Here is a 20,653-nt window from a genome sequence, read left to right on the forward strand (position 1 = left end):
AGCGGTAGTAATAACTGTGATAAGGCAAGAATTGAAGTGCAAGTTGAAGCTGCTTATTCAAGTGGCTGAGATGTCTAGTAGTAGTTACTACGATGCCTGTAAGCGAGCATACAAGGAGTATCCACGCGATCTGATTGATGTCATTACGTCAATTCGTGATGAAAATCCAGACTATGGCTATCGTCGTGTTACTCAGGAGCTTCATAATCGCGGTTTTAATACCAACCATAAGGTTGTATTGAAGATTATGAAGATGAACGGACTGCTCTGCACTGCATTCAACCGTTTAACACGGAAGTACAATTCTTACGTTGGCACTGTGGGTCACATATCACCGAATCGTGTTAACCGTCGGTTCACAACGGACCGACCATATCAGAAGGTTCTTACAGACGTAACAGAAGTTCGTTGGGGCTCAGGCACGATGGCAGAACGTGCCTATTTCACTGCCTATATTGATGCATATAGTGGTGAGATTCTCACTTGGAATATCGATCTTCATCCAACTGTCGAGTTCGTCACTAAGCCATTAGATGAGCTTCTACAAAATAGGCCAGAGTTGAATTATCGAATGACAATTCACTCTGACCAAGGTTTCCAGTATCAAAATTATGAGTATGTATCACGGTTAAAGACAAACCGTGTGTTCCAAAGCATGAATCGCAAAGCGACATGCCTAGATAACGCAATGGCTGAGAGTATCTTCCACATCTTGAAAGTAGGAACGGTACATAACAACNTGTGTTCCAAAGCACGAGTCGCAAAGCGACATGCCTAGATAACGCAATGGCTGAGAGTATCTTCCACATCTTGAAAGTAGAAACGGTACATAACAACCACTATCAAAGTTATAACGAATTAAAATCCGCTATAACTAACTATGTCTATTACTACAACAACAAGCGGATAAAAACAAAACTGGCCGGAAAAAATCCGGTTCAATACCGAAATCTTTCCGATCAGTTATCCGCTTAAACTTCACTCCAATTTTTGGGGTTCAGTTCATGAGTCGTTTGATAGAATTTCTTTTTTCGTTTATATTCATAGCTTTTCTCCTAATAAAATATTATTTACTATGAACATGATAAGTTATAGATTCTGATGATGTGTAGCAATCAATATGTTATATGCCCATGTAGCAGGACTTACGTCATAATTTAAGATATTCGGATGATAATAATTATTATTGAATTCATACTATTGTTGTTGGAGTTCAAAAGTTGTTTTTTGGCAAAAATAAAAAACGACACCACTGCATTGTTTTTCTAATTGACATATCGTAACCGTGAGCAAGTCAAATGAACGCTTTATATAATGTGTATAATAAAAACCATGATGAATATTGCACGGCTTTAGGGACATGCACACTAGCCTGCTGGATTGTTTTGAAAATGTAGCCGAGACTAGGAACCCAAGCTATAGAATTACAGTGAACATTTATGCGGAAGTTACACCAAAAGCGAAGAATGAAATTGCTGAATGGTTTAGTAAAATGTTGGAAAGTTGACCACTCAGTCGGCTACAAAAATCGCTCAAATAACCACAAAAAAGTTTAACGCTTATTATGGATTGGTGCGTATGTGAATGTTGATATAACGGAGCTTTTGAGAGTTTGTTGAGGTTCATTAATATTTTACTGACTAAATCAGGAGAATGGTGTACACTGGTAAAAGCAAATAAATAACATTCCTATCAAGAGTTCAGGGAGGGACTAGACCCGAAGATCTGACGCCAGCGTACCCAAAAGGGCGATGTGGTAACTTCTAGTAGATAGGCGTAATGATCGAATGACATGCGCTTATCGTATGTCATTTTTTTGTATATCGATAAAATACAATACAATGGGGGATTTAAAACATGGAAAAACGTTTATTTACGTCAGAATCAGTTTCAGAAGGGCATCCAGATAAAGTGTCAGATCAGATTTCAGATGCGATTTTGGACGCGATTTTAAAGCAAGATTCAATGGCCCGGACGGCGATTGAAACTTCAGTAACGACGGGATTTGTGAATATTTTTGGTGAAGTTTCAACAAGTGCCTATGTAAATATGAATCAGATTGTCCGTCAAACTTTGAAGCGAATCGGCTATGATGACCCTGAAGCCGGTTTTTTAGCAGATGATGTGCATGTGGCATTGACAATTGATGAACAGTCACCAGATATTGCGCAAGGAGTCGACCAAGCTTTGGAACAGCGTGAAGATGGTGGCGTGGATCCTTACGATCAAATCGGGGCAGGTGATCAAGGATTGATGTTTGGTTATGCGACGAATGAAACGGACCAGTACTTACCACTATCAGTTGTTTTGTCGCATGCCCTAGTGCGGAAGCAGGCGGCGGTGCGGCGTTCAGGTCAGTTAGATTATTTATTACCTGATGCCAAGGCCCAAGTGACGGTGGAATTGGACGAAAATGACCGGGCGCAACGTATTGATGCGGTGGTGCTCTCAACGCAACATCGTGGACGGGTTGAATTGGATCAATTACGCCGCGAAGTTAAAGCACAAATTATTGACCCTATCTTACCGACTGATATGGTGGATGAGAATACACGCTATTATATTAATCCAACGGGTCGCTTTGTAATTGGTGGTCCCAAAGGTGATGCGGGGATGACCGGTCGTAAGATTATTGTCGACACGTATGGTGGATATGCACGACATGGTGGCGGGGCCTTTTCAGGTAAGGACGCGACGAAGGTGGATCGTTCCGCAGCATATGCTACGCGTTACATCGCTAAGAATATTGTGGCTGCACAATTAGCTGATCGTGTGGAGATTCAAGTTGCGTATGCGATTGGGGTGGCAGCACCAGTTTCAATCGACGTGAATACGTTTGGTACGGGAAAAGTGAGTGATGAAGAGTTGGTAAAGGCGATTCGCGATCTCTTTGAATTGCGCCCCGCCGGAATCATCGCTGATTTAGATTTACGTAAGCCGCGTTACGAAGCTACGGCTGCTTATGGCCACTTTGGTCGTCCAGAGCTGGATTTGCCATGGGAGCGGCTAGACAAAGTGGAAGCTTTACAACGTTACTTTAATCTTTAAAAAGTTGTGAAATAACTTAGGCGTCTATTAGCGGCTAAGTTATTTTATTTTGGCTAAAAATCTCTCTAACATATTAATACCTTTTAATGTCATTTATTGTTCAAAAATTGCGCGACGCATAGATAGGATATGGTAGAATTATTTTCAATCATTGTTTAAGGGGTGTGGGAGATGTTATATGGCTTGGGGTTAATTGCAGGAGTGGTGTTAGCCATTCAAAATCCATTTAATGTGAATTTAGGTAATCGCGTTCATTCCGCCTTCTTGTCGGGATTTGTCACCTATGTGATTGCATCATTGTATTTTGTGTTGATTTTAAATGTCTTAGGGGCTCATCCGTTGATCGTCTTAGGTACAGCGTGGCAACAAGGGCGAATTTGGATGGCGGCTGGCTTGTTGAGTGCCGGGTATGTTGGATCGATTATTTTGATTTTTCCTAAAATTGGGGCGGTCAATGCTGTTATTTTTCCCATTATGGGTCAAATTATTTCGGGTGTGTTAATTGATAGTGTTGGTCTTTTAAACGTTAACCCGATGCCCTTTACTTTGATTAAATTTCTCGGAGTTGTGATGATGTTACTGGGGGTGATTTGTAGTGCGTATGTTAAAAATACTGGCGCTCAATCCAAGAAGCCTAATTGGTTGTATTTAATTTGGGGCTTTGTGGCTGGGATCTTATTGACGCTGATGGGGATTTTTAATGGGAATCTGGGCACCATTTTGACCCAAGACCCAAAGCTAGGCTTAACGTCCATGACTGGCTCATTAGGAGCCAGCTTCATTGCATTTTCGATTGGTGCTTTAGCCTTTTTGTGTATGGCCATATTAAAAAAAGAAATCTACTGGTCCAGTCTTAAAACGGGATTTAAGTCGCCTCTAGCTTGGTCTTCAGCGGTGATGGGGGCGTTTTACGTCTTTTGTTTAACCTTATTAAATCCGGCGGTGGGACCTGGGCTAACGATTAGCTTAAATACCGTGGGACTGATTATTGGGACCACTGGAATTGAACATTTTGGTTGGTTTAAAGTGCAACAACATACTGTGACGTGGCTTAAAGCTCTGGGGATCATCTTCTTGATAGTTGGTGTTATTTTAATAAAAGTCATCGGTTAATTGAATTTATGAGATTTATGAAAAGATGCGCTGATGCATCTTTTTTTAAGTGTTAATCATTATGGAAGTTTTAAGAAAATGTTTCGTTAATCAAAATAATTGAAAAAAATAAAAGGGTGTATTAGTATGTGGAAAGAATAGTTTAAATATTAAGGATGTGAAGCAAGTGCGAAAAAGAATTTTAGCTTTTGATATCACCCGGGCGATGACAATTTTTTTGGTGATTGTCGGACATTCAATGAATGGTTGGGATCATCCCCTTTTAAGTAATTTAATTTTTGCGATAAATTTACCGGTGTTCTTCTTTATTTCAGGGTACTTTTATCGGTATAAATCAATATCGCAAACAATCAAAACGGGCTTTAATAATTTAATATTGCCTTATTTTGTGGTCGCTACGTTAATTGTGGGATTAAACTTTTTGAAAGAATCACTCCATCATCAGGCTTGGAATTGGGGCTTGTTAGTCCCTTATTTTTATGGGAATGGAGCCTCAGTTACAACTCCTGGCAATTATGACATTGTGCCGCATATGGGGGCCATTTGGTTTTTGTTAATGATGTTTTTGGCTAACATCATTTTTCAATTATTAATGCGGTTGAAATCACCAGTCAGTCAAGTTATTGGCGTTTTGATTGCGGTGCTTTTAGGGATTTGGGTGGCCAATCGCTTTGCCTTGCCTTGGACCCTACAAAGTGCGCTAGAAGTTCAAATTTATTATTTGGCTGGGTACTGGACTCATCGAATGAATTTAATTGAAACGCATCATTGGCAACGCCCGATTATCGGTTTGTCGGTCATTTTATTGGGCTTGACAACAGTCTTTGGTGGTAAATATACGTTAGTGACCGGTCAAACGGCACATCAAGGATTGAGTATTTTGGCTGGGATTGGTAGCTCATTTTTATTAATTTACTTAGCACAAGCATTGGAAAAGTTGCTTGCTCCAAAGAGTTTAGCGTACTTAGCACAACTGGGGGCAATTTCTATGTTGGTGCTTTGCATTCATGATTTAGATATTATCTTTTTGGATCAGTACCTTGTAAATCATTTCTTAAGTCCTTTACAAGGATGGCTGCAAAGTGGCGCTTACCTAAGCTTAATGATTATACGGGTATGTTATACTTCGGTTCTTGCTTTGATTATTGTTAAAATTCCGTGGGTGCAGCGGATTTTTATTGAACGCGACTATCCACTGGCTTTAACGTAGCTGGATTGTTAATAACTGAAACTAATGATAAGGTTTGGCAGAATTATTTCTGACAAACTTTTTTATTTGGCCATATTGGGATGATTGACCGGTTATTCGGTAAAGTCCACCACTTACTGAAAAATGATTTACGATAATGAGCGATTATGGTGTAATAAATAAGCGAAAGGATAGGGCGATGAAAGTAAAGATTGAAATTAACCCAGAGCTAAAGGACAGTGAAATCATCATAACCGCTCCCGAAGCGACGGCTGAAGTTCAACGGTTGCGACAAATCATTGAGCAACAGAACCAAGGATTAAAAACACTCCCCGCTTATCAGAGGGATACCGAGTATTATGTTGATGTTTCGGATATTTTATTTTTCGAAACCAGTGAGCGCCAAGTTTATGCGCATACCGTTGACCAAATATATATGGTACATCAACGTTTGTATGAACTCGAAGGTGTATTGCCAGGTAATTTTTTACGCATTTCGAAAGCTGGGATAGTGAACATGCAACAAATTTTGGCTTTAACGAAATCGTTGTCGAATTGTTTGGTACAATTTCAAAACACCCATAAAGAAATTTATGCGTCACGACGATATTATAAAACACTACAAGAACAGTTACAGATTTGGAGGTAAGCAGGATGCGAAACAGAGGGCCACGCGGAAATGCGTTTTGGGGTAGTATTTTTATTTTGGCGGCGGTTGTTTTAGTTACAAAGGAATTAGGGTGGTTAGATGGGTTAGGAACCGGTTGGGTGGTTAATCCCTGGAGCATGATTGCTACAATAATGTTAGGGGCGTTGATTATTGCTAGTTTAGCGCATCGATCGTTGATTGGGACGATATTTCCAATTGCCTTTTTGGTAATTTTGTATAGTCGGCCTTTAGGGATTGAGTCCTTGGTACCTTGGACGATTTTAGGAGCAGCCTTATTATTGACGATTGGTTTTTCCATTTTAAGGCCCCATTATGGACACCCTTGGCACTATCACCATCATCATGATCAATATATGGAAGAAGAGACGTTTGTATATAATGAGACGGATCAGACGGATGAAATCATTAATATCTCAACCCAAATGGGGAACACCGTACGTTATTTACAAGCACAAAATATCAAAGTTGTGAATGTATATAATAATATGAGCACGACAAAAATTTATTTTGACCATGCGCAGCTAGCGGAGACGGCGACATTGAACTTAGATAACACGATGGGAACAGTCGAATTATATCTGCCCGCAGAATGGAAAATTGATAATGAACTTAATCTGGTCTTATCAACGATTTCGGAGCGGGGGGGACGCAGTGGACAAACGAGTCAAGTCCTACGCCTGCAAGGTCGTTCGAGTGTAGGAAGTGTAGTTATTATTTATATTTAATAGTTTGATGAAAGATAAGTTTTAGCGTTTGGTTGCTAGAACTTATTTTTGATTGGGGGGGGCATCGAAGGAACAAATTCGTTGGTCTGATAAAAAAGTTTCCGCGTGGTCGTTGGTTCTGTTATAATTTACTAGTTTAAGGTTATTAATGGAACTTAAAATGCTGTCTCAAGTGTCTGCCAGCTTTATTAATAATAAAAAATAACAATTGTAATCAATTGTAGAAAGATGAATGTAGGTTTTTATACGCAAACAAATTGAATTTGGAAGAGGATAATCATGAGTGATAAAACGGAATTGAAACGGACGATGACCTTGCTACCAGCTATTTCTACGGTAGTTGGGACTGTGATTGGAGCGGGGGTATTTTTCAAAGTATCAAGTGTATCGGCTTCAACGGGCTCAACAAGCATGGCGATGTTGGTATGGTTATTGGGAGGGCTGATTAGTCTTGCCGCTGGATTAACGGGGGCTGAATTAGCTGCGGCGCTACCGGAGACGGGGGGCATGCTGGTTTATATTGAACGAGCTTATGGGAAAGTACTCAGTTATTTACTGGGTTGGACACAATCAGTGGTTTATTTCCCTGCCAGTGTGGCGGCCAAGGGCATTATTTTTGGAACCCAAGTCGTCAATTTATTTCATCTTTCAGCAGACGCGGTTATTCCAGCAGGTGTATGTGCGTTGATCTCGGTTTTTCTGATTAACTTGTTAGGATCAAAGATTGCCGGACAATTCCAGTCCTTAACCTTGTTGTTTAAATTAATTCCATTGGCGTTAATTGTGGTCTTTGGATTACTACAACCTGGAGGCGTGGATGTGAGTTTTTTCCCCGTCCAAGCGGGGACCCACACCAGCGGTTTCTTAACTGCGTTAGGTGCTGGATTGTTAGCTACAATGTATGCCTATGATGGATGGATTCATGTGGGTAATATTGCGGGTGAATTAAAAAACCCATCACGTGATTTGCCGCGGGCGATTGCGGGGGGGCTATTAGGTATCATGATTATTTACCTCCTAGTCAACTATGTTTTCTTGCATACTTTACCAATTAGTGCTTTAGCCGGTAATGAGAATGCGGCGATGGATGTGGCAGAGAAAATTTTTGGTGATTTCGGTGGTAAGTTGATCACGATCGGAATTTTAGTTTCAATTTACGGGACGTTAAATGGTTATACGATGACGGGGATGCGCTTGCCATATGCGATGGCTTTAGAAAATAATTTACCTTTTTCTAAGGGACTCTTAAAGTTAAATCGTTTTCAAATCCCTTACGTGTCGGGGCTATTCCAATTGATTTTGTCAATTGCCTTAATGTTTATCGGTGGATTTGATATGTTGACGGATATGTTGGTATTTGTAATTTGGATGTTTTATACCTTGGTCTTTATCGCAGTGATTAAGTTACGACATACTGAACCCGATTTAGTTCGACCTTATAAGGTGCCGTGGTACCCATTCATGCCCATCGTGGCCATCTTGGGCGGAGTCTTCATTTTAGTGATGACTTTGATTTCCAATTTTGGATTAGCCATGATTGGAATCGGGCTAACTTTGATTGGGCTGCCGGTTTATTATGTACATCAAGCTTTGTTAAAACGGAAGTAAACCTTAAGGATAAGTCTTCAACCGAGTTGAAGGCTTTTTTAATTGGTGCTGTTTTTCAAGATTGTTGATGAAGTCTATTTGTGATCTTTATGATAGTTGTTGGAAATTGCGTGAAATGTGAATCAGAATTATTTGGTGCATGCTTTTAATGTTATGGATGAAAAATACGATAATTATTTGCAAGCAAGATTATAATTTTTTACGACTTTTGTAACCGATTTTCGAGCTAAATTCAATTAATCAAGATGACGGATGTATTTTTATCTTGATGAATGATTGATGAATTTATGCATTTGGAAATAGATAAAATAATAAAAAAATGAGAGTTGTTAACAATTGACAATTTTTTTTGGATGCTATGATAGCGCTTTAATAGAATAAAATAACAAATTTATGAGAATTAGTGAATAATTATCGAAATTCATCTAAAAAAATGAATAAAAAGCAGATAAATGTTATATAATAAGTGCATATTAAATTTAAAAAAGCGTGAAAAACCGATGTATAATTATGCACAGATGTGCAAAAGTAATGAGGTAAATATCATGGAATATAATAAGGCTGATTTAAGTGCTTGTACCAGTATCCTAATTGGGAAAAAGGCAACGATTGATGGCTCAACGATTATTGGGCGTAACGAAGACGCTCAGGCATCGTGGCCAAAGCATTTTGTGGTGCACGAGCATCAGGAATTCCTAACAGAGCAAGAATTTATTTCAACCGCGAATAACTTTAAGATGCCCCTGCCTAAGACGCGTTATAAGTACACGGCAACTCCCGAATGGACCACTAAAGAAGGTCTGTTTGAAGAAGATGGGTTCAACGAATATGGCGTGGCGATGAGTGCCACGGAAAGTGCCTACGCGAATGAAACAGTCTTAGGAGCAGATCCATTGGCAGAAGATGGGATTGGTGAAGAGGCCATGATTACCGTTGTCTTGCCATATGTGAAAACTGCACGTGAAGGTGTTGCGCGGTTGGGTGAGATTGTTGAAAAATATGGGACATGTGAGACTAATGGAATTTTGTTCTCGGACGCTGATGAAGTTTGGTATCTTGAAACTGGAACGGGTCATTATTGGGTCGCTCAGCGGATTCCAGATGATAGTTACGCCGTCGTGGCTAATCAATTAGCCATTCAAGAGGTAGATTTTGATGATCCGGATAATTTTATGTTTGCTAAAGACTTACAAGCCTTTGTGACGGATAATCATTTGAATCCTAATCCTGAAACCTTTAATTTCCGTAATATTTTTGGAACGCATACGTTGTCAGATGAACATTACAGTACACCACGTGTTTGGTGGGGTCAGCAACAATTTTCGGGAGCTACCGAAGAGTCACCAATGAGCGAAGATTTAAGCTTTATCAAAAAGGCGAACCGCTTGTTAAGTATTGATGATGCCAAGATGTATTTGAGCTCGCATTATGAGAAGACGGAATATGATCCTTTGAATGAATCAGCACAAAATCATCTTTTTCGGCCCATTAGCTTAGCCAAAACACAAGAATCACACTTGCTTCAGCACCGACCTAATATGGCCCCTGAAGTTGCATGTGTGCAGTGGCTAGCCATGGGTGTGGCCGCCCAAAGTGTCTACGTGCCATTTTATATGGGGATTAATGACACACCGGATGAGTATAAAATTGGGACCCTACCTTACGATGGTGAGTCAGCCTATTGGGCTTATAAGTTAGTAAGCGTTTTGGTGGATGGGCATTACAAGGAATTTGGCAAGCAATTACAAACCACGCAAAAGCAAGTTAATATTACCTTGAATAAGCTGGTCCGGTCGACGGACAAAATCGCTCAGCAAATGGATAATCCGGGGGACTTAGCCCAGTATTTGACTGAAGCGAGTGCCAAAGGGGCTAAAGAAGCTCTGCAAGCTTACCGTCAATTGACGGCTGATATTATTACAGCTTCGACCGATTTCTCACCATTGAACTTTAAAACCGATTTGAATTTATAGTTAGTAGTATATGATAGGAGTAATTTTTTATGAGCGACACAGATAAAGGATCAGCTGGCAAAACGATTACGTTAACCATGCTGATTATGATGATTTTTACAACCATCTTTGGATTTGCGAATACCCCGATTGCCTTTATGCAAATGGGGTATGCTAGTATCATTTGGTATATTCTTGCAGCTGTCTTATTCTTCTTGCCAGTTGGAATTATGATGGCTGAGTATGGTTCAGCCTTTAATGAAGCCAAGGGTGGAATATATTCTTGGATTGAAGGTTCTGTTGGTCCACGCGTTGCCTTTATTGGAACGTTTATGTGGCTGGCTTCTTGGGAAACTTGGCTGGTGGCGACTGGGTCAAAGATTTGGATTCCATTGTCCGTCTTTATTAGTGGTTCCGACCAAACGCAAACGTGGCATTTGGGTGCCCTTGGGTCAAATCAAGTGATTGGAATTTTGGCGGTGCTTTGGATTATCGCGGTGACTTTCTTTGCTACTAAAGGAATTGATTGGATTGCTAAAATTTCATCGTTTGGTGGAACAATGATGGTTGTAATTAATATTTTGTTCTTTATCTTGAGTATTTATGTTTTGATTTCAACCGGCTTTAAGACGGCGGAACCAATTCATGGTTTAAGTACCTTTTTGAAGAGCCCTAACCCAGCATTTGCGAGTTCAATTGCCATGATTAGTTTCATTGTTTATGCAGTTTTTGCATATGCTGGAATGGAATCAATGGGTGGAATTACTGATAGTATGAAGAATCCGAAGCGGGATTTCCCACGAGGAATTTTAATTTCAACATTGATTATTGGGGTTTTGTACGCTTTGTCAATCTTCCTTTGGGGAGTTAGTGCGAACTGGTCTGGTTTGATTGATAAGGGTAATGTTAACTTGGGTAATGTGACTTATATCATGATGGACAATCTTGGGCGTACCTTTGGACATCAAATTGGATTGAGTACAGCAACCGCTGCCACTTTAGGTGAGTGGTTCGCACGGTTTGCTGGATTAGATATGTTTATTGTGTACACTGGTTCTTTCTTTGTCTTGATTTATTCACCATTGAAGGCCTTTGTGATGGGAACGCCAAAAGACTTTTGGCCTGATCATGTTACGCAATTGAATAAAGAAGGAATGCCTGCTAATGCGATGTGGTATCAAGCGGCGTTCGTGGTTGTGTTGATTTTGGCTATTTCATTTGGAGGAGCCACAGCGCAATCCTTCTATAATATTTTGACCTTGATGGGAAATGTTTCGACGGCTTTGCCATATTTGTTCTTGGTTGGAGCATATCCATTCTTTAACCAGAATCAAGCTATTGAAAAGCCATACCTCTTCTTTAAGAATCGGTATTGGATGTGGACGGTTACCACTATCAGTTTCTTAGTCTTAGCTTTGAGTGTTATCTTTACGGGCTTGGAGCCACTCTTAAATCATAACTGGAGCGATGCCTTCTGGACAATTTCTGGTCCCGTAATCTTTACGATTATTGCAGTAGCCTTATATCGGCGTTATGAAAATAAGCATGGACTATTGCGTTAAATTTTAATTGAAGTATAAGTAAAGGTTGGAACTTAGGTTCTGACCTTTTTTATGAGAGCTAAAAGCGCCAAAATGTGTTATTTTATAGAATATGCAATTATGTTAGGAAATTAGGAGTATGGTATGGAAAAAGGGCGACTAAGCTTTAGCAAAACGATTCTATTAGCATCGTTGATTTTTGGGATATTTTTTGGTGCGGGAAATTTAATTTTTCCGATTCATTTAGGACAATTGGCGGGCTCACATTGGTTGTGGGCAGCGGTTGGCTTCATTTTGACGGGGACTTTGGTACCTTATTTAGCGATTTTAGCGGTGTCAGTGACCAAAAGTGATGACTTATATGAATTAGCTAGTCCTGTATCACGTGGCTTTGCGTTATTTATTGTGATTGCCTTTCATTTGGTGATTGGACCATTGTTTGCCACTCCCCGTTTGCCCGCGGTGGCTTTTGAATCTGGGATTGCACCCTTATTACCCGCAGCTTGGCACGGGGTCGGAATGTTGATTTATTCAGCTGTCTTCTTTGGATTAGCTTACTTATTGACGGTGCAAGAAAAAGATATTACCGCGTGGATTGGAAAATATTTAAATCCACTCTTTTTAATTGGGTTAGTTTTGTTGTTCATTGTAGCTTTTGTTTGGCCTATGGGTGATTTACACCCGGTGGCAACCGCAGCCTATCAAAAAGACGCTTTCTCCGCCGGGTTTATGGAAGGCTATAACACCATGGACGGAATTGGTCTGTTAACGGTTGGGGTGACGATTGTTTATGCAGTCCGCGGTTTGGGTGTACTGGAACAACAAACTTCAAAAGAAATTGCGCGGGCGGGCGCTTTAAGTGTACTTGTTGAGGCAATTATTTATTTGATTTTAATTTTGATGGGTGTGATGAGTTTAGGTAAGGTAGCTGGTTCTGATAATGGTGGGGTCGCTTTAGCCCAAATTATTCAATACTATGCTGGAAAGCCTGGCTTGATTTTGACCGTGATTTTAATTACATTGACAGTCTTTACGACGGCGATGGGGGTTTTCCAAGCCTTTGCGCAAGATATGGAAGCTATTTTCCCTCAGTATAGTTATCGCTTTTGGTTACGTGTGATTACAATTGGTTCATTGGTTGTTGCTAATTTAGGGTTAACAACAATTATTGCTTGGTCAGTGCCAGTGATGATGTTGTTGTACCCTTATACCTTAGCACTGATTGGGCTTAGTTTAACGAAACGTTATTTTAACGGTTCAAGCTTAGTGTATCGCTGGACAATGGCTTTGGTCACGATTCCGGCCGTTGGTGATCTAGTAGCAAGCTTGCCATTCTTAGATCAACAGGCGGGGTTGCAGGCGGTTGTAACAGCCTATCACCAAGTAATTCCGTTTAGTACGAACGGGTTTGGGTGGATTTTACCCGGCTTACTTGGTTTTGCATTAGGTTATGGACATTATCGTTGGCGTTTACGGTACGAGGTTTAAATGTTAAAAGGAGGCAGTCATGCCAAGAAATACTTTACCGGTAAAGTTAAATGAAATTAGGACCGGAGTGGTAGTTGATATTTTACATAATGGGATGGGGGTGGTGCTGGTTAATAAGAATTATCCGGTAAAAATCACGAATGCCTTTATGGGTGAAAAAATTCGGTATCGCTTAACTCAAGTTGATCGTCTTTCTGCCTATGGAGAAGTGGTTGAAATCATAGTGGCGCATCCAGAGCGGGTCGATGCCGGCAAAGATTATTTATTAGATGCTGGAGTCGCACCATATATTAATTTAAGCTATGCGGGTCAATTACAGTTAAAACAATGGCAGGTACAGCAAGCGTTTGGAGCGGTTGGGTTAACCCCGACCATTGCGCCAACCATTGGAGCTAATCATCCGACCCACTATCGAAATAAAACGGTAGTGCCCATTCGGCGTCAAGCTGGTGCGGTCATGACGGGCTTTTTTGACCGGAAAGTTAAAACGCAATTGGTACCGATGCAAGATTATTATTTGAATGATTCAGTCATCGATCAGACAGTTGGTATTGTTCGTGAAGTGGCGGATGAACTAAACCTTTCCATTTATGATGACGCCACAAAACAAGGAGCCTTGCAATATGTGATGGTACGCCGTGGTTATTATTCCCATGAGTTAATGGTTGTTTTGGTGAGTTACGAACCTGATTTTTCTGGGGTTGAACAATTAACCCAACGTTTGGTTGAGCGCCTGCCAGGGTTAACGAGTTTAATTTTAAATTACAACCCGCGGACGACTAATCAACAGTTAACTGGTGACAATCAGGTGCTTTGGGGCCATGCGGCGATTCATGATACCTTGTTAGGGCATGATTTTATTATCGGGCCGAATTCGTTTTATCAAGTGAATCCAGAAACGACGGAAACCCTGTATCAATTGGCTGCCCGTCTAGGACAATTACAGTTAACAGATGTGGCTATTGATGCTTATTCTGGAATTGGAACCATTGGGTTATCAATTGCTGATCAAGTTGCAAAGGTTTACGGTGTGGAAGTGGTTGAGCGAGCGGTAGCGGATGCCCAAATTAACATTGAAAATAATCAGATTACCAATGCAGAATATATTGCGGCAGATGCTCCCGAGCAAATGCAGACTTGGCACCAAGTAGGATTGCAGCCGGATGTGGTCTTTGTTGATCCACCACGGCGCGGTTTGACGGAAAAGTTGATGGATGCGGTTGCATATATGGCGCCGAAGCGGCTGGTGTATGTTTCGTGTAATCCGGTGACGATGGCGCGTGATATTAAATATATGTTGAGTTTGGGCTATCGTCTAGAAGGGGCTATCCGACCACTAGATCAGTTCCCACAGACAGCACATGTTGAATGTGTAGCAGCTTTGGTACGGTCGGAAGCTTAATTTGATTTTAAATTATGATAGAAGAAAAAAAGTATTCAACCTCATGACTTTGTTAGGAGGTTGAATACTTTTCTTATACATTAGATGATTAATCATCTGAATAAATTTAGGTAAAAAAATAAGCGTCAAAAATGGCGCTTTTTTTGAACGATATTATTTTTTTCGTTTTTTTATCTTCATTAAATTTTTGAGTTAAGACGATATTATTGGGGTATTTTACAGTAGCAATACGCCATGAAACACCACGTTGTATTAAAAGTGTTGCCCCTAAATAAATAAGAATTGTGACGGCGCTGTCATCCTACAGACGATTGCTGTGATCCAGAGAATTAATGTAACATAGTTTCCTTGTCGCATAATTAAACCGTCGTCATTAATCCAAAAATGGGTGGTATATGCTCTTAAGATTCCAAAAATAATTACAAGGAGAGATGATAATAGTAAGAATAAATAAAAATTGGAATTAATATCTAATGGTTTAATTTTAAAAGTTTCATATAGCCCAAAGATAATCATAACAAAATACAAGTGAGCTTTAAATTCTAAAACACGATGGGTAAGTGGAATGTTTTACTGATATGTGGCATTAATTTAGTAATAAATGGTCTTTTAAGATACTAAAAAGATATTATTCTAGAATAGCGTGGACTTGTTAACCATTTAATCACTAAAGGCGTTGGATCAATAAGGCAGTTTCCATTGATAATGGATCCGTAAAATAACGGACATCGTATGCATCAGCTGGTAGGGTCTGTGCATAGGCTAAGGTTTGCACAATCGCGGGGTCCGCTAAATGACCATCCAAGACGATTAAGCCATGACTTTTTAGATATAGTTGCACACGTTGGATGGTTTGTACGAGCGCCTGTGCGTCTAGGCCTGATTCGGTTTGAAATAAAAAGACGGCCACTGGTTCAGCTGGATTTAAGTATTGGGGAATCATTGAAAAATTTTTTTCAATGAGTTCCACACGGGCGGTTAGGCCGCTGAGGAAAAGGGAGGCAGCTACTTCATCAATTTCCTTTTTATGGGCTGAAAAGGCTAAAACGTGTCCGTCATCCCCCACGCGACTGGCTAAAAAGCGGGTGGCATCCCCGCCGTTGATGGTTGCGTCAACCACAGTGTCACCAACTTTTAAAAATTCATCAATTTGTAATTGAGCTAAATTATGTGTTTTACGCATTTTGAAAGACCTCACGTGTTTTATATTTAAAAATCAATTCTTTGGACATAATCAGGAAAAAGGTAGCGAGAAAGAATCCGGCTAAAACATCGGATAGGTAGTGCACACCAAGGTAAACTCGACTCATGGGGATGGCCATGATTAGGCTAGCAAAGAGCGTTAAGAATGTATATCGAAAATAATCGTTATTGATGTAATAGTGGACTAAGACAATTAAGGATCCGTATAACAAGACGGCATTCATGGCGTGCCCTGACGGAAATGAATAACCGCGTTCAATGACAAGATGTAATAAGGCCGGACGGGGACGATGAATAAAGGCTTTTAACAGAGCCATTACTATTAACCCAAAGCCTCCAACGTTAACTAAAACAAACGCAGCAATGTCGTATTTGCGAAAAATGAGGGCGGCAATAAAAGCTAACCCAGCGACAAAAGCAGTCCAAGTCGGATTTCCAGCGCGGGTAACATTTTTAAAAAACCAAGTTCGTTCGGGGGTCACCGGCTCACGAATGACGTGTTGACCAAATTGATCGAGTTGATGAATGAAAGGTAGGTTCAAGATGACGCCAAGCGCTAAGATGAAGAAACTACCGATGCAAAATAGGGCCAGTCCGATCTGAAAGTAATCAAATTTGCGCATTTGGACAGTTCTCCTTAAATAAAGTTTTTCCTTTTAATCCTAACATATGAATAATTTGAAATGTTTGTTAAATTGAAAAGTTATGAGAAAAGAATTGTTTGTATGAAACGTAAAATAGCATGTTAATTACTCGAGAATTAGTGTACAATTTTTACATATAGCTAGGACTGATAAAGCTTGTTTTAACAATGAAGGCATTAGTCAAAAATGAGTAACGAAGTGAGGATGAAAATATGGCATATCAACATCGAGCGGTGGAGAAAAAATGGCAGCATTTTTGGGATGAAAATCAGACTTTTAAAACAACGAATGATTTTACTAAGCCCAAGTATTATGTGCTAGATATGTTCCCGTTCCCATCCGGTCAAGGATTACATGTTGGGCACCCTGAGGGTTATACGGCAACGGATATTTTAGCACGTATGAAGCGGATGCAAGGTTATAATGTGTTGCATCCGATGGGCTTTGACGCGTTTGGGTTGCCAACCGAAGATTATGCGATTAAAACCGGGGCTAATCCAAAAGATGTGACGAAAACGAATGTGAACAATTTCCGGCGACAGATGCGTTCGTTAGGTTTGTCATATGACTGGTCACGCGAAGTTAACACAACAGATTCTAAGTATTACAAGTGGACCCAATGGATTTTTGAACAATTGTATAAAAAAGGGCTCGCCTATGAAGATGAAGTTATGGTGAACTGGGCGCCAGATTATAATGGTGGAACCGTGGTGGCCAATGAGGAAATTATTAATGGACGAACTGAACGGGGTGATTATCCCGTTTACCGCGTTCCAATGCGGCAATGGGTTTTGAAGATTACCGCTTATGCAGATCGTCTTTTGGATGATTTAGATGATGTCGACTGGCCCGAAGCTATTAAAGAGCAACAACGGCATTGGATTGGACGATCAATCGGTGCGGCTGTTAATTTCCAAGTGGTTGATCAAGCTGATTTGCAAATTGAAGTTTTTACAACTCGTGCGGATACTTTGTTTGGGGCCGAGTACGTGGTTTTGGCGCCTGAGCACGAATTTGTTGACCAAATTGTGACACCGGAACAAAAAGCAGTGGTGGACCAATTTAAGTCTGATTTGGCTTCGAAATCTGATTTGGAGCGGACTGATTTGAACAAAGATAAATCAGGCGTCTTTACCGGGGCGTATGCCATCAATCCAGTCAATGGCGAAAAGCTACCCATTTGGGTCGGTGATTATGTCTTAGCTTCATATGGAACTGGAGCAGTCATGGCTGTGCCAGCGCACGATGAACGTGACTATGTCTTCGCCAAGAAATATGATTTGCCAATGCGTGAAGTCGTTGCTGGTGGTGACATTACCCAGGCCGCTTATACAGGCGATGGGGAACATGTCAATTCTGATTTCTTGAATGGGTTAAAGCAAGCAGAAGCAATTAAGAAGATGATTGCTTGGTTGACTGAACAAGGGGTTGGTAAAAAGCAAGTGAATTACCGGCTACGAGACTGGTTGTTCTCACGACAACGTTACTGGGGTGAACCGATTCCAGTGATTCACTGGGAAGATGGAACGACAACCTTAGTGCCGGAATCTGAATTGCCATTACGGTTACCTGATGCTAAAAACATTATGCCAACCGGAACGGGTGAATCACCTTTGGCTAATATTGATGACTGGGTCAATGTCACAAACGCCGCGGGGTTGCATGGAAAGCGCGAAACGAACACGATGCCACAATGGGCCGGGTCTTCTTGGTACTACTTGCGGTATATGGATCCTCACGATGACAAGTTCTTAGTTAAACCTGAATTAGAGCAATATTGGCAAAATGTCGATTTGTATGTGGGTGGAGCTGAACACGCGGTCTTGCATTTGCTATACGCGCGTTTTTGGCACAAAGTTTTGTATGATCTAGGAGTTGTGACGACCAAAGAACCATTCCAAAAGTTGGCGAACCAAGGAATGATTTTGGGCGCTAACCATGAGAAAATGTCGAAGTCAAAGGGAAACGTAGTTAATCCTGATGACGTCGTAGAAAAGTATGGGGCAGACACTTTGCGCCTATATGAAATGTTTATGGGACCTTTGGAACAATCAATTGCTTGGTCAGAAGATGGTCTGGCTGGGTCAAGGCGTTGGTTAGATCGTGTTTGGCGGTTGTTGATTGATGACGACGATAAATTGCGTGATCATATCACCATGGTCAACGATCATCAGTTGGATAAGGTATATAATGAAACCGTGAAAAAGGTTACTGAAAATTTTGCAGATTTGCGCTTTAATACAGGGATTTCACAGTTAATGATTTTTATTAACGAAGCATATAAAGCAGATAATTTGCCGGTTGAATACGTGGAAGGATTTATTAAGTTGTTGTATCCCGTTGCTCCACATATGGGAGAGGAGCTATGGAGTTATTTCCATGCTAACGAGTCTGTACAAGGAACTGCTTGGCCAACTTATGATGAAAGTAAGCTAGTAGAAGCTACTACGGAAATTGTCTTTCAAGTGAATGGTAAGCTTCGTGGTAAGGCTCAAATGTCAAAAGATAGCACCAAGGATGAAATGATTGCCGCAGCTTTGGCTGATGAGGGAGTTCAACGTCAGCTAAATGGAGCTGAACCAAAGAAGGTAATCGCCGTTCCCGGTAAATTAGTTAGTGTTGTCATGTAAGCAAAAGGGTCTAATGATGATTCGTTAAATTTACCTTATAGACTAACTAGAAAGCTATTTTTAATAGCCGAGTCTAGTTAGTCTTTTACATATAGTTGATTCAAAAATTGATGCCAAAAAAATTGTAACAGCACAGATTGAAGAATGTTGGTGAAAGGAGAATCATTCAATGAAGTTTTGGTGGCGCTTCTTAGGTGGTTTGTTAATCATATTGGGGGTATTCCAGCCGATGGTGCAAGCCGCGGCGGTGGGGACTGATGTAACCGCAAAAGCTGGGATTGTGGTAGATGTAAAAACAGGACAGGTCTTGGCGGCCCATGATGATCGCGAACGTTTGCCAATTGCATCATTATCTAAGTTGATGGTGATTTATTTAACGGAACAAGCCGTTCAAAATGGTAAAATTAAGCATAATCAAGTCGTGCATGTTTCAAAGCAAGTAGCTGATTTTAGTCAAGACAGTCAAGTCGCTAATGTTCCTATGACTGTCGATCAAGGCTATACCGTTGAGCAGTTGGAGAGCGCAGCCTTGATTGCTTCAGCGAATGGGGCAGCGATTGCCTTGGCTGATTTGGTATTTGGGAGTCAAGACGCATATTACCAAGCAGTCAATCAATTGTTAGCAAGTTGGGGAATCCATAACGCCCAGATTGCATCGGCTTCTGGATTGAGTCAGGGTGATATGGGAACTTTTAAATCTGATCATTTGGATGATGTAGTGGAAAATAAGTTATCCGCTCGCGAAATTGCGTTGGTGTCATTGCATTTAGTGCAAGACTATCCGCCGATTTTGAAAATTACGGCACAAAACTCCGCTGATTTTCCGGATAAAAATGGGCAGCCAGCCAAAATGGAAACGACTAATCCACTATTTAAGAGCACCGATTTTAAATTTAAAGGCTTAAAAACGGGACTTACACCGAATGATGGGTTTAATGTGGTTGGTTATACTTGGTTGAAAGGTCGTCCTGTAATCACTGTGATTTTAAACGCAGATAAAAAGAACGTACTTAATGATACGGAAAAGATGCTCAAGCAGGTCGATAATCAGACGAGTCTGAAACAATTAAATCCAACTCAACAAATTTATGTGAAAAATGCGGCCACAAAAGCAAGTGTGGTAACGGTCAAACCGCAAAAGCCGCTGACTGTTTTTGCTCAAAAAGATGAATTGTTGACCCAGCAAACCTTAAAGTTGACAGATAAACATTTAGCAGCACCGGTGGCTAAGGATCAGGTGGTTGCCACACAACAAGTTGAGTTTAAGGATGCACAATTGGATGATTATTTACAGAATCGACCAATTTTGCAATATCAGACGCAGCAGCGGGTGAAGGTGGCTAATCCATTGCAAATCATTTGGGACCAGCTCAAAGAAATTGTTAGGCATTGGTAAAGAAGTTATTTTAGATGACGCGTACTTTTGATAATCGTGTATAA

Annotated in this window: 16 protein-coding genes; 14 read left to right on the plus strand and 2 right to left on the minus strand. The window is 40.6% G+C overall.

Annotation, left to right across the window (positions count from 1 at the left end; all coding sequences use genetic code 11):
• Positions 1-16 precede the first annotated feature (16 nt).
• From ACJQWY_RS04000 to rlmD, 12 genes are all read left to right on the plus strand, one after another.
• Positions 17-778: an IS3 family transposase gene (locus ACJQWY_RS04000; protein WP_407076559.1), complete on the plus strand. Its 762-nt coding sequence runs from the start codon at positions 17-19 to the stop codon at positions 776-778.
• An 8-nt stretch (positions 779-786) separates the two neighbouring features.
• Positions 787-975 (plus strand): IS3 family transposase, encoded by a 189-nt coding sequence (locus ACJQWY_RS04005; RefSeq protein WP_407076471.1) that lies wholly within the window; start codon positions 787-789, stop codon positions 973-975.
• An 882-nt stretch (positions 976-1,857) separates the two neighbouring features.
• The gene (gene metK, locus ACJQWY_RS04010) at positions 1,858-3,048 is read left to right on the plus strand and encodes a methionine adenosyltransferase (RefSeq protein WP_407076472.1); all 1,191 of its coding nucleotides are present in this window, start codon (positions 1,858-1,860) and stop codon (positions 3,046-3,048) included.
• Positions 3,049-3,219: 171 nt separating this feature from the next.
• A complete protein-coding gene (locus ACJQWY_RS04015) occupies positions 3,220-4,161 on the plus strand; it encodes a DMT family transporter (RefSeq protein ID WP_407076473.1) in 942 nt (313 codons plus the stop codon).
• Positions 4,162-4,327: 166 nt separating this feature from the next.
• The gene (locus ACJQWY_RS04020) at positions 4,328-5,371 is read left to right on the plus strand and encodes an acyltransferase family protein (protein WP_407076474.1); all 1,044 of its coding nucleotides are present in this window, start codon (positions 4,328-4,330) and stop codon (positions 5,369-5,371) included.
• Positions 5,372-5,549: 178 nt separating this feature from the next.
• A complete protein-coding gene (locus tag ACJQWY_RS04025; protein WP_407076475.1) occupies positions 5,550-5,999 on the plus strand; it encodes a LytTR family DNA-binding domain-containing protein in 450 nt (149 codons plus the stop codon).
• Between the two features lie 5 nt (positions 6,000-6,004).
• The gene (locus ACJQWY_RS04030; RefSeq protein WP_407076476.1) at positions 6,005-6,745 is read left to right on the plus strand and encodes a LiaF transmembrane domain-containing protein; all 741 of its coding nucleotides are present in this window, start codon (positions 6,005-6,007) and stop codon (positions 6,743-6,745) included.
• Between the two features lie 279 nt (positions 6,746-7,024).
• Positions 7,025-8,353, plus strand: coding sequence for an APC family permease (locus ACJQWY_RS04035; RefSeq protein ID WP_407076477.1), 1,329 nt, complete (start codon positions 7,025-7,027; stop codon positions 8,351-8,353).
• Positions 8,354-8,898: 545 nt separating this feature from the next.
• Entirely contained in the window at positions 8,899-10,326 is a 1,428-nt protein-coding gene (locus ACJQWY_RS04040) for a C69 family dipeptidase (RefSeq protein ID WP_407076478.1), read from the plus strand.
• A gap of 29 nt (positions 10,327-10,355) precedes the next feature.
• On the plus strand, positions 10,356-11,867 hold the full coding sequence (yjeM, locus tag ACJQWY_RS04045) for a glutamate/gamma-aminobutyrate family transporter YjeM (RefSeq protein ID WP_407076479.1): 1,512 nt from the start codon (positions 10,356-10,358) through the stop codon (positions 11,865-11,867).
• A 123-nt stretch (positions 11,868-11,990) separates the two neighbouring features.
• The gene (gene brnQ, locus ACJQWY_RS04050; RefSeq protein ID WP_407076480.1) at positions 11,991-13,334 is read left to right on the plus strand and encodes a branched-chain amino acid transport system II carrier protein; all 1,344 of its coding nucleotides are present in this window, start codon (positions 11,991-11,993) and stop codon (positions 13,332-13,334) included.
• A gap of 19 nt (positions 13,335-13,353) precedes the next feature.
• Positions 13,354-14,736, plus strand: coding sequence for a 23S rRNA (uracil(1939)-C(5))-methyltransferase RlmD (gene rlmD, locus ACJQWY_RS04055; protein WP_407076481.1), 1,383 nt, complete (start codon positions 13,354-13,356; stop codon positions 14,734-14,736).
• Positions 14,737-15,403: 667 nt separating this feature from the next.
• On the opposite strand, the gene ACJQWY_RS04060 is transcribed toward rlmD, so the two are convergent.
• Together ACJQWY_RS04060 and ACJQWY_RS04065 are read right to left on the minus strand one after the other, a co-directional pair.
• Positions 15,404-15,919, minus strand: a complete 516-nt coding sequence (locus tag ACJQWY_RS04060) for a hypothetical protein (protein WP_407076482.1) — start codon at positions 15,917-15,919, stop codon at positions 15,404-15,406.
• Positions 15,912-16,562 (minus strand): phosphatase PAP2 family protein, encoded by a 651-nt coding sequence (locus tag ACJQWY_RS04065; protein ID WP_407076483.1) that lies wholly within the window; start codon positions 16,560-16,562, stop codon positions 15,912-15,914. The genes ACJQWY_RS04060 and ACJQWY_RS04065 overlap by 8 nt, the downstream gene beginning before the upstream one ends.
• A gap of 233 nt (positions 16,563-16,795) precedes the next feature.
• Here ACJQWY_RS04065 and leuS point away from each other — a divergent pair, with 233 nt between their 5' ends.
• Positions 16,796-19,213 carry a leucine--tRNA ligase gene (leuS, locus tag ACJQWY_RS04070; protein ID WP_407076484.1) on the plus strand — a complete coding sequence of 806 codons (2,418 nt, stop codon included), beginning with the start codon at positions 16,796-16,798 and terminating at the stop codon, positions 19,211-19,213.
• A 169-nt stretch (positions 19,214-19,382) separates the two neighbouring features.
• Entirely contained in the window at positions 19,383-20,609 is a 1,227-nt protein-coding gene (locus ACJQWY_RS04075; protein WP_407076485.1) for a D-alanyl-D-alanine carboxypeptidase family protein, read from the plus strand.
• Positions 20,610-20,653 lie beyond the last annotated feature (44 nt).

The sequence above is a fragment of the Weissella kandleri genome, assembly GCF_045504165.1.
GTDB classification, from domain to species: Bacteria; Bacillota; Bacilli; order Lactobacillales; family Lactobacillaceae; genus Weissella; species Weissella kandleri_A.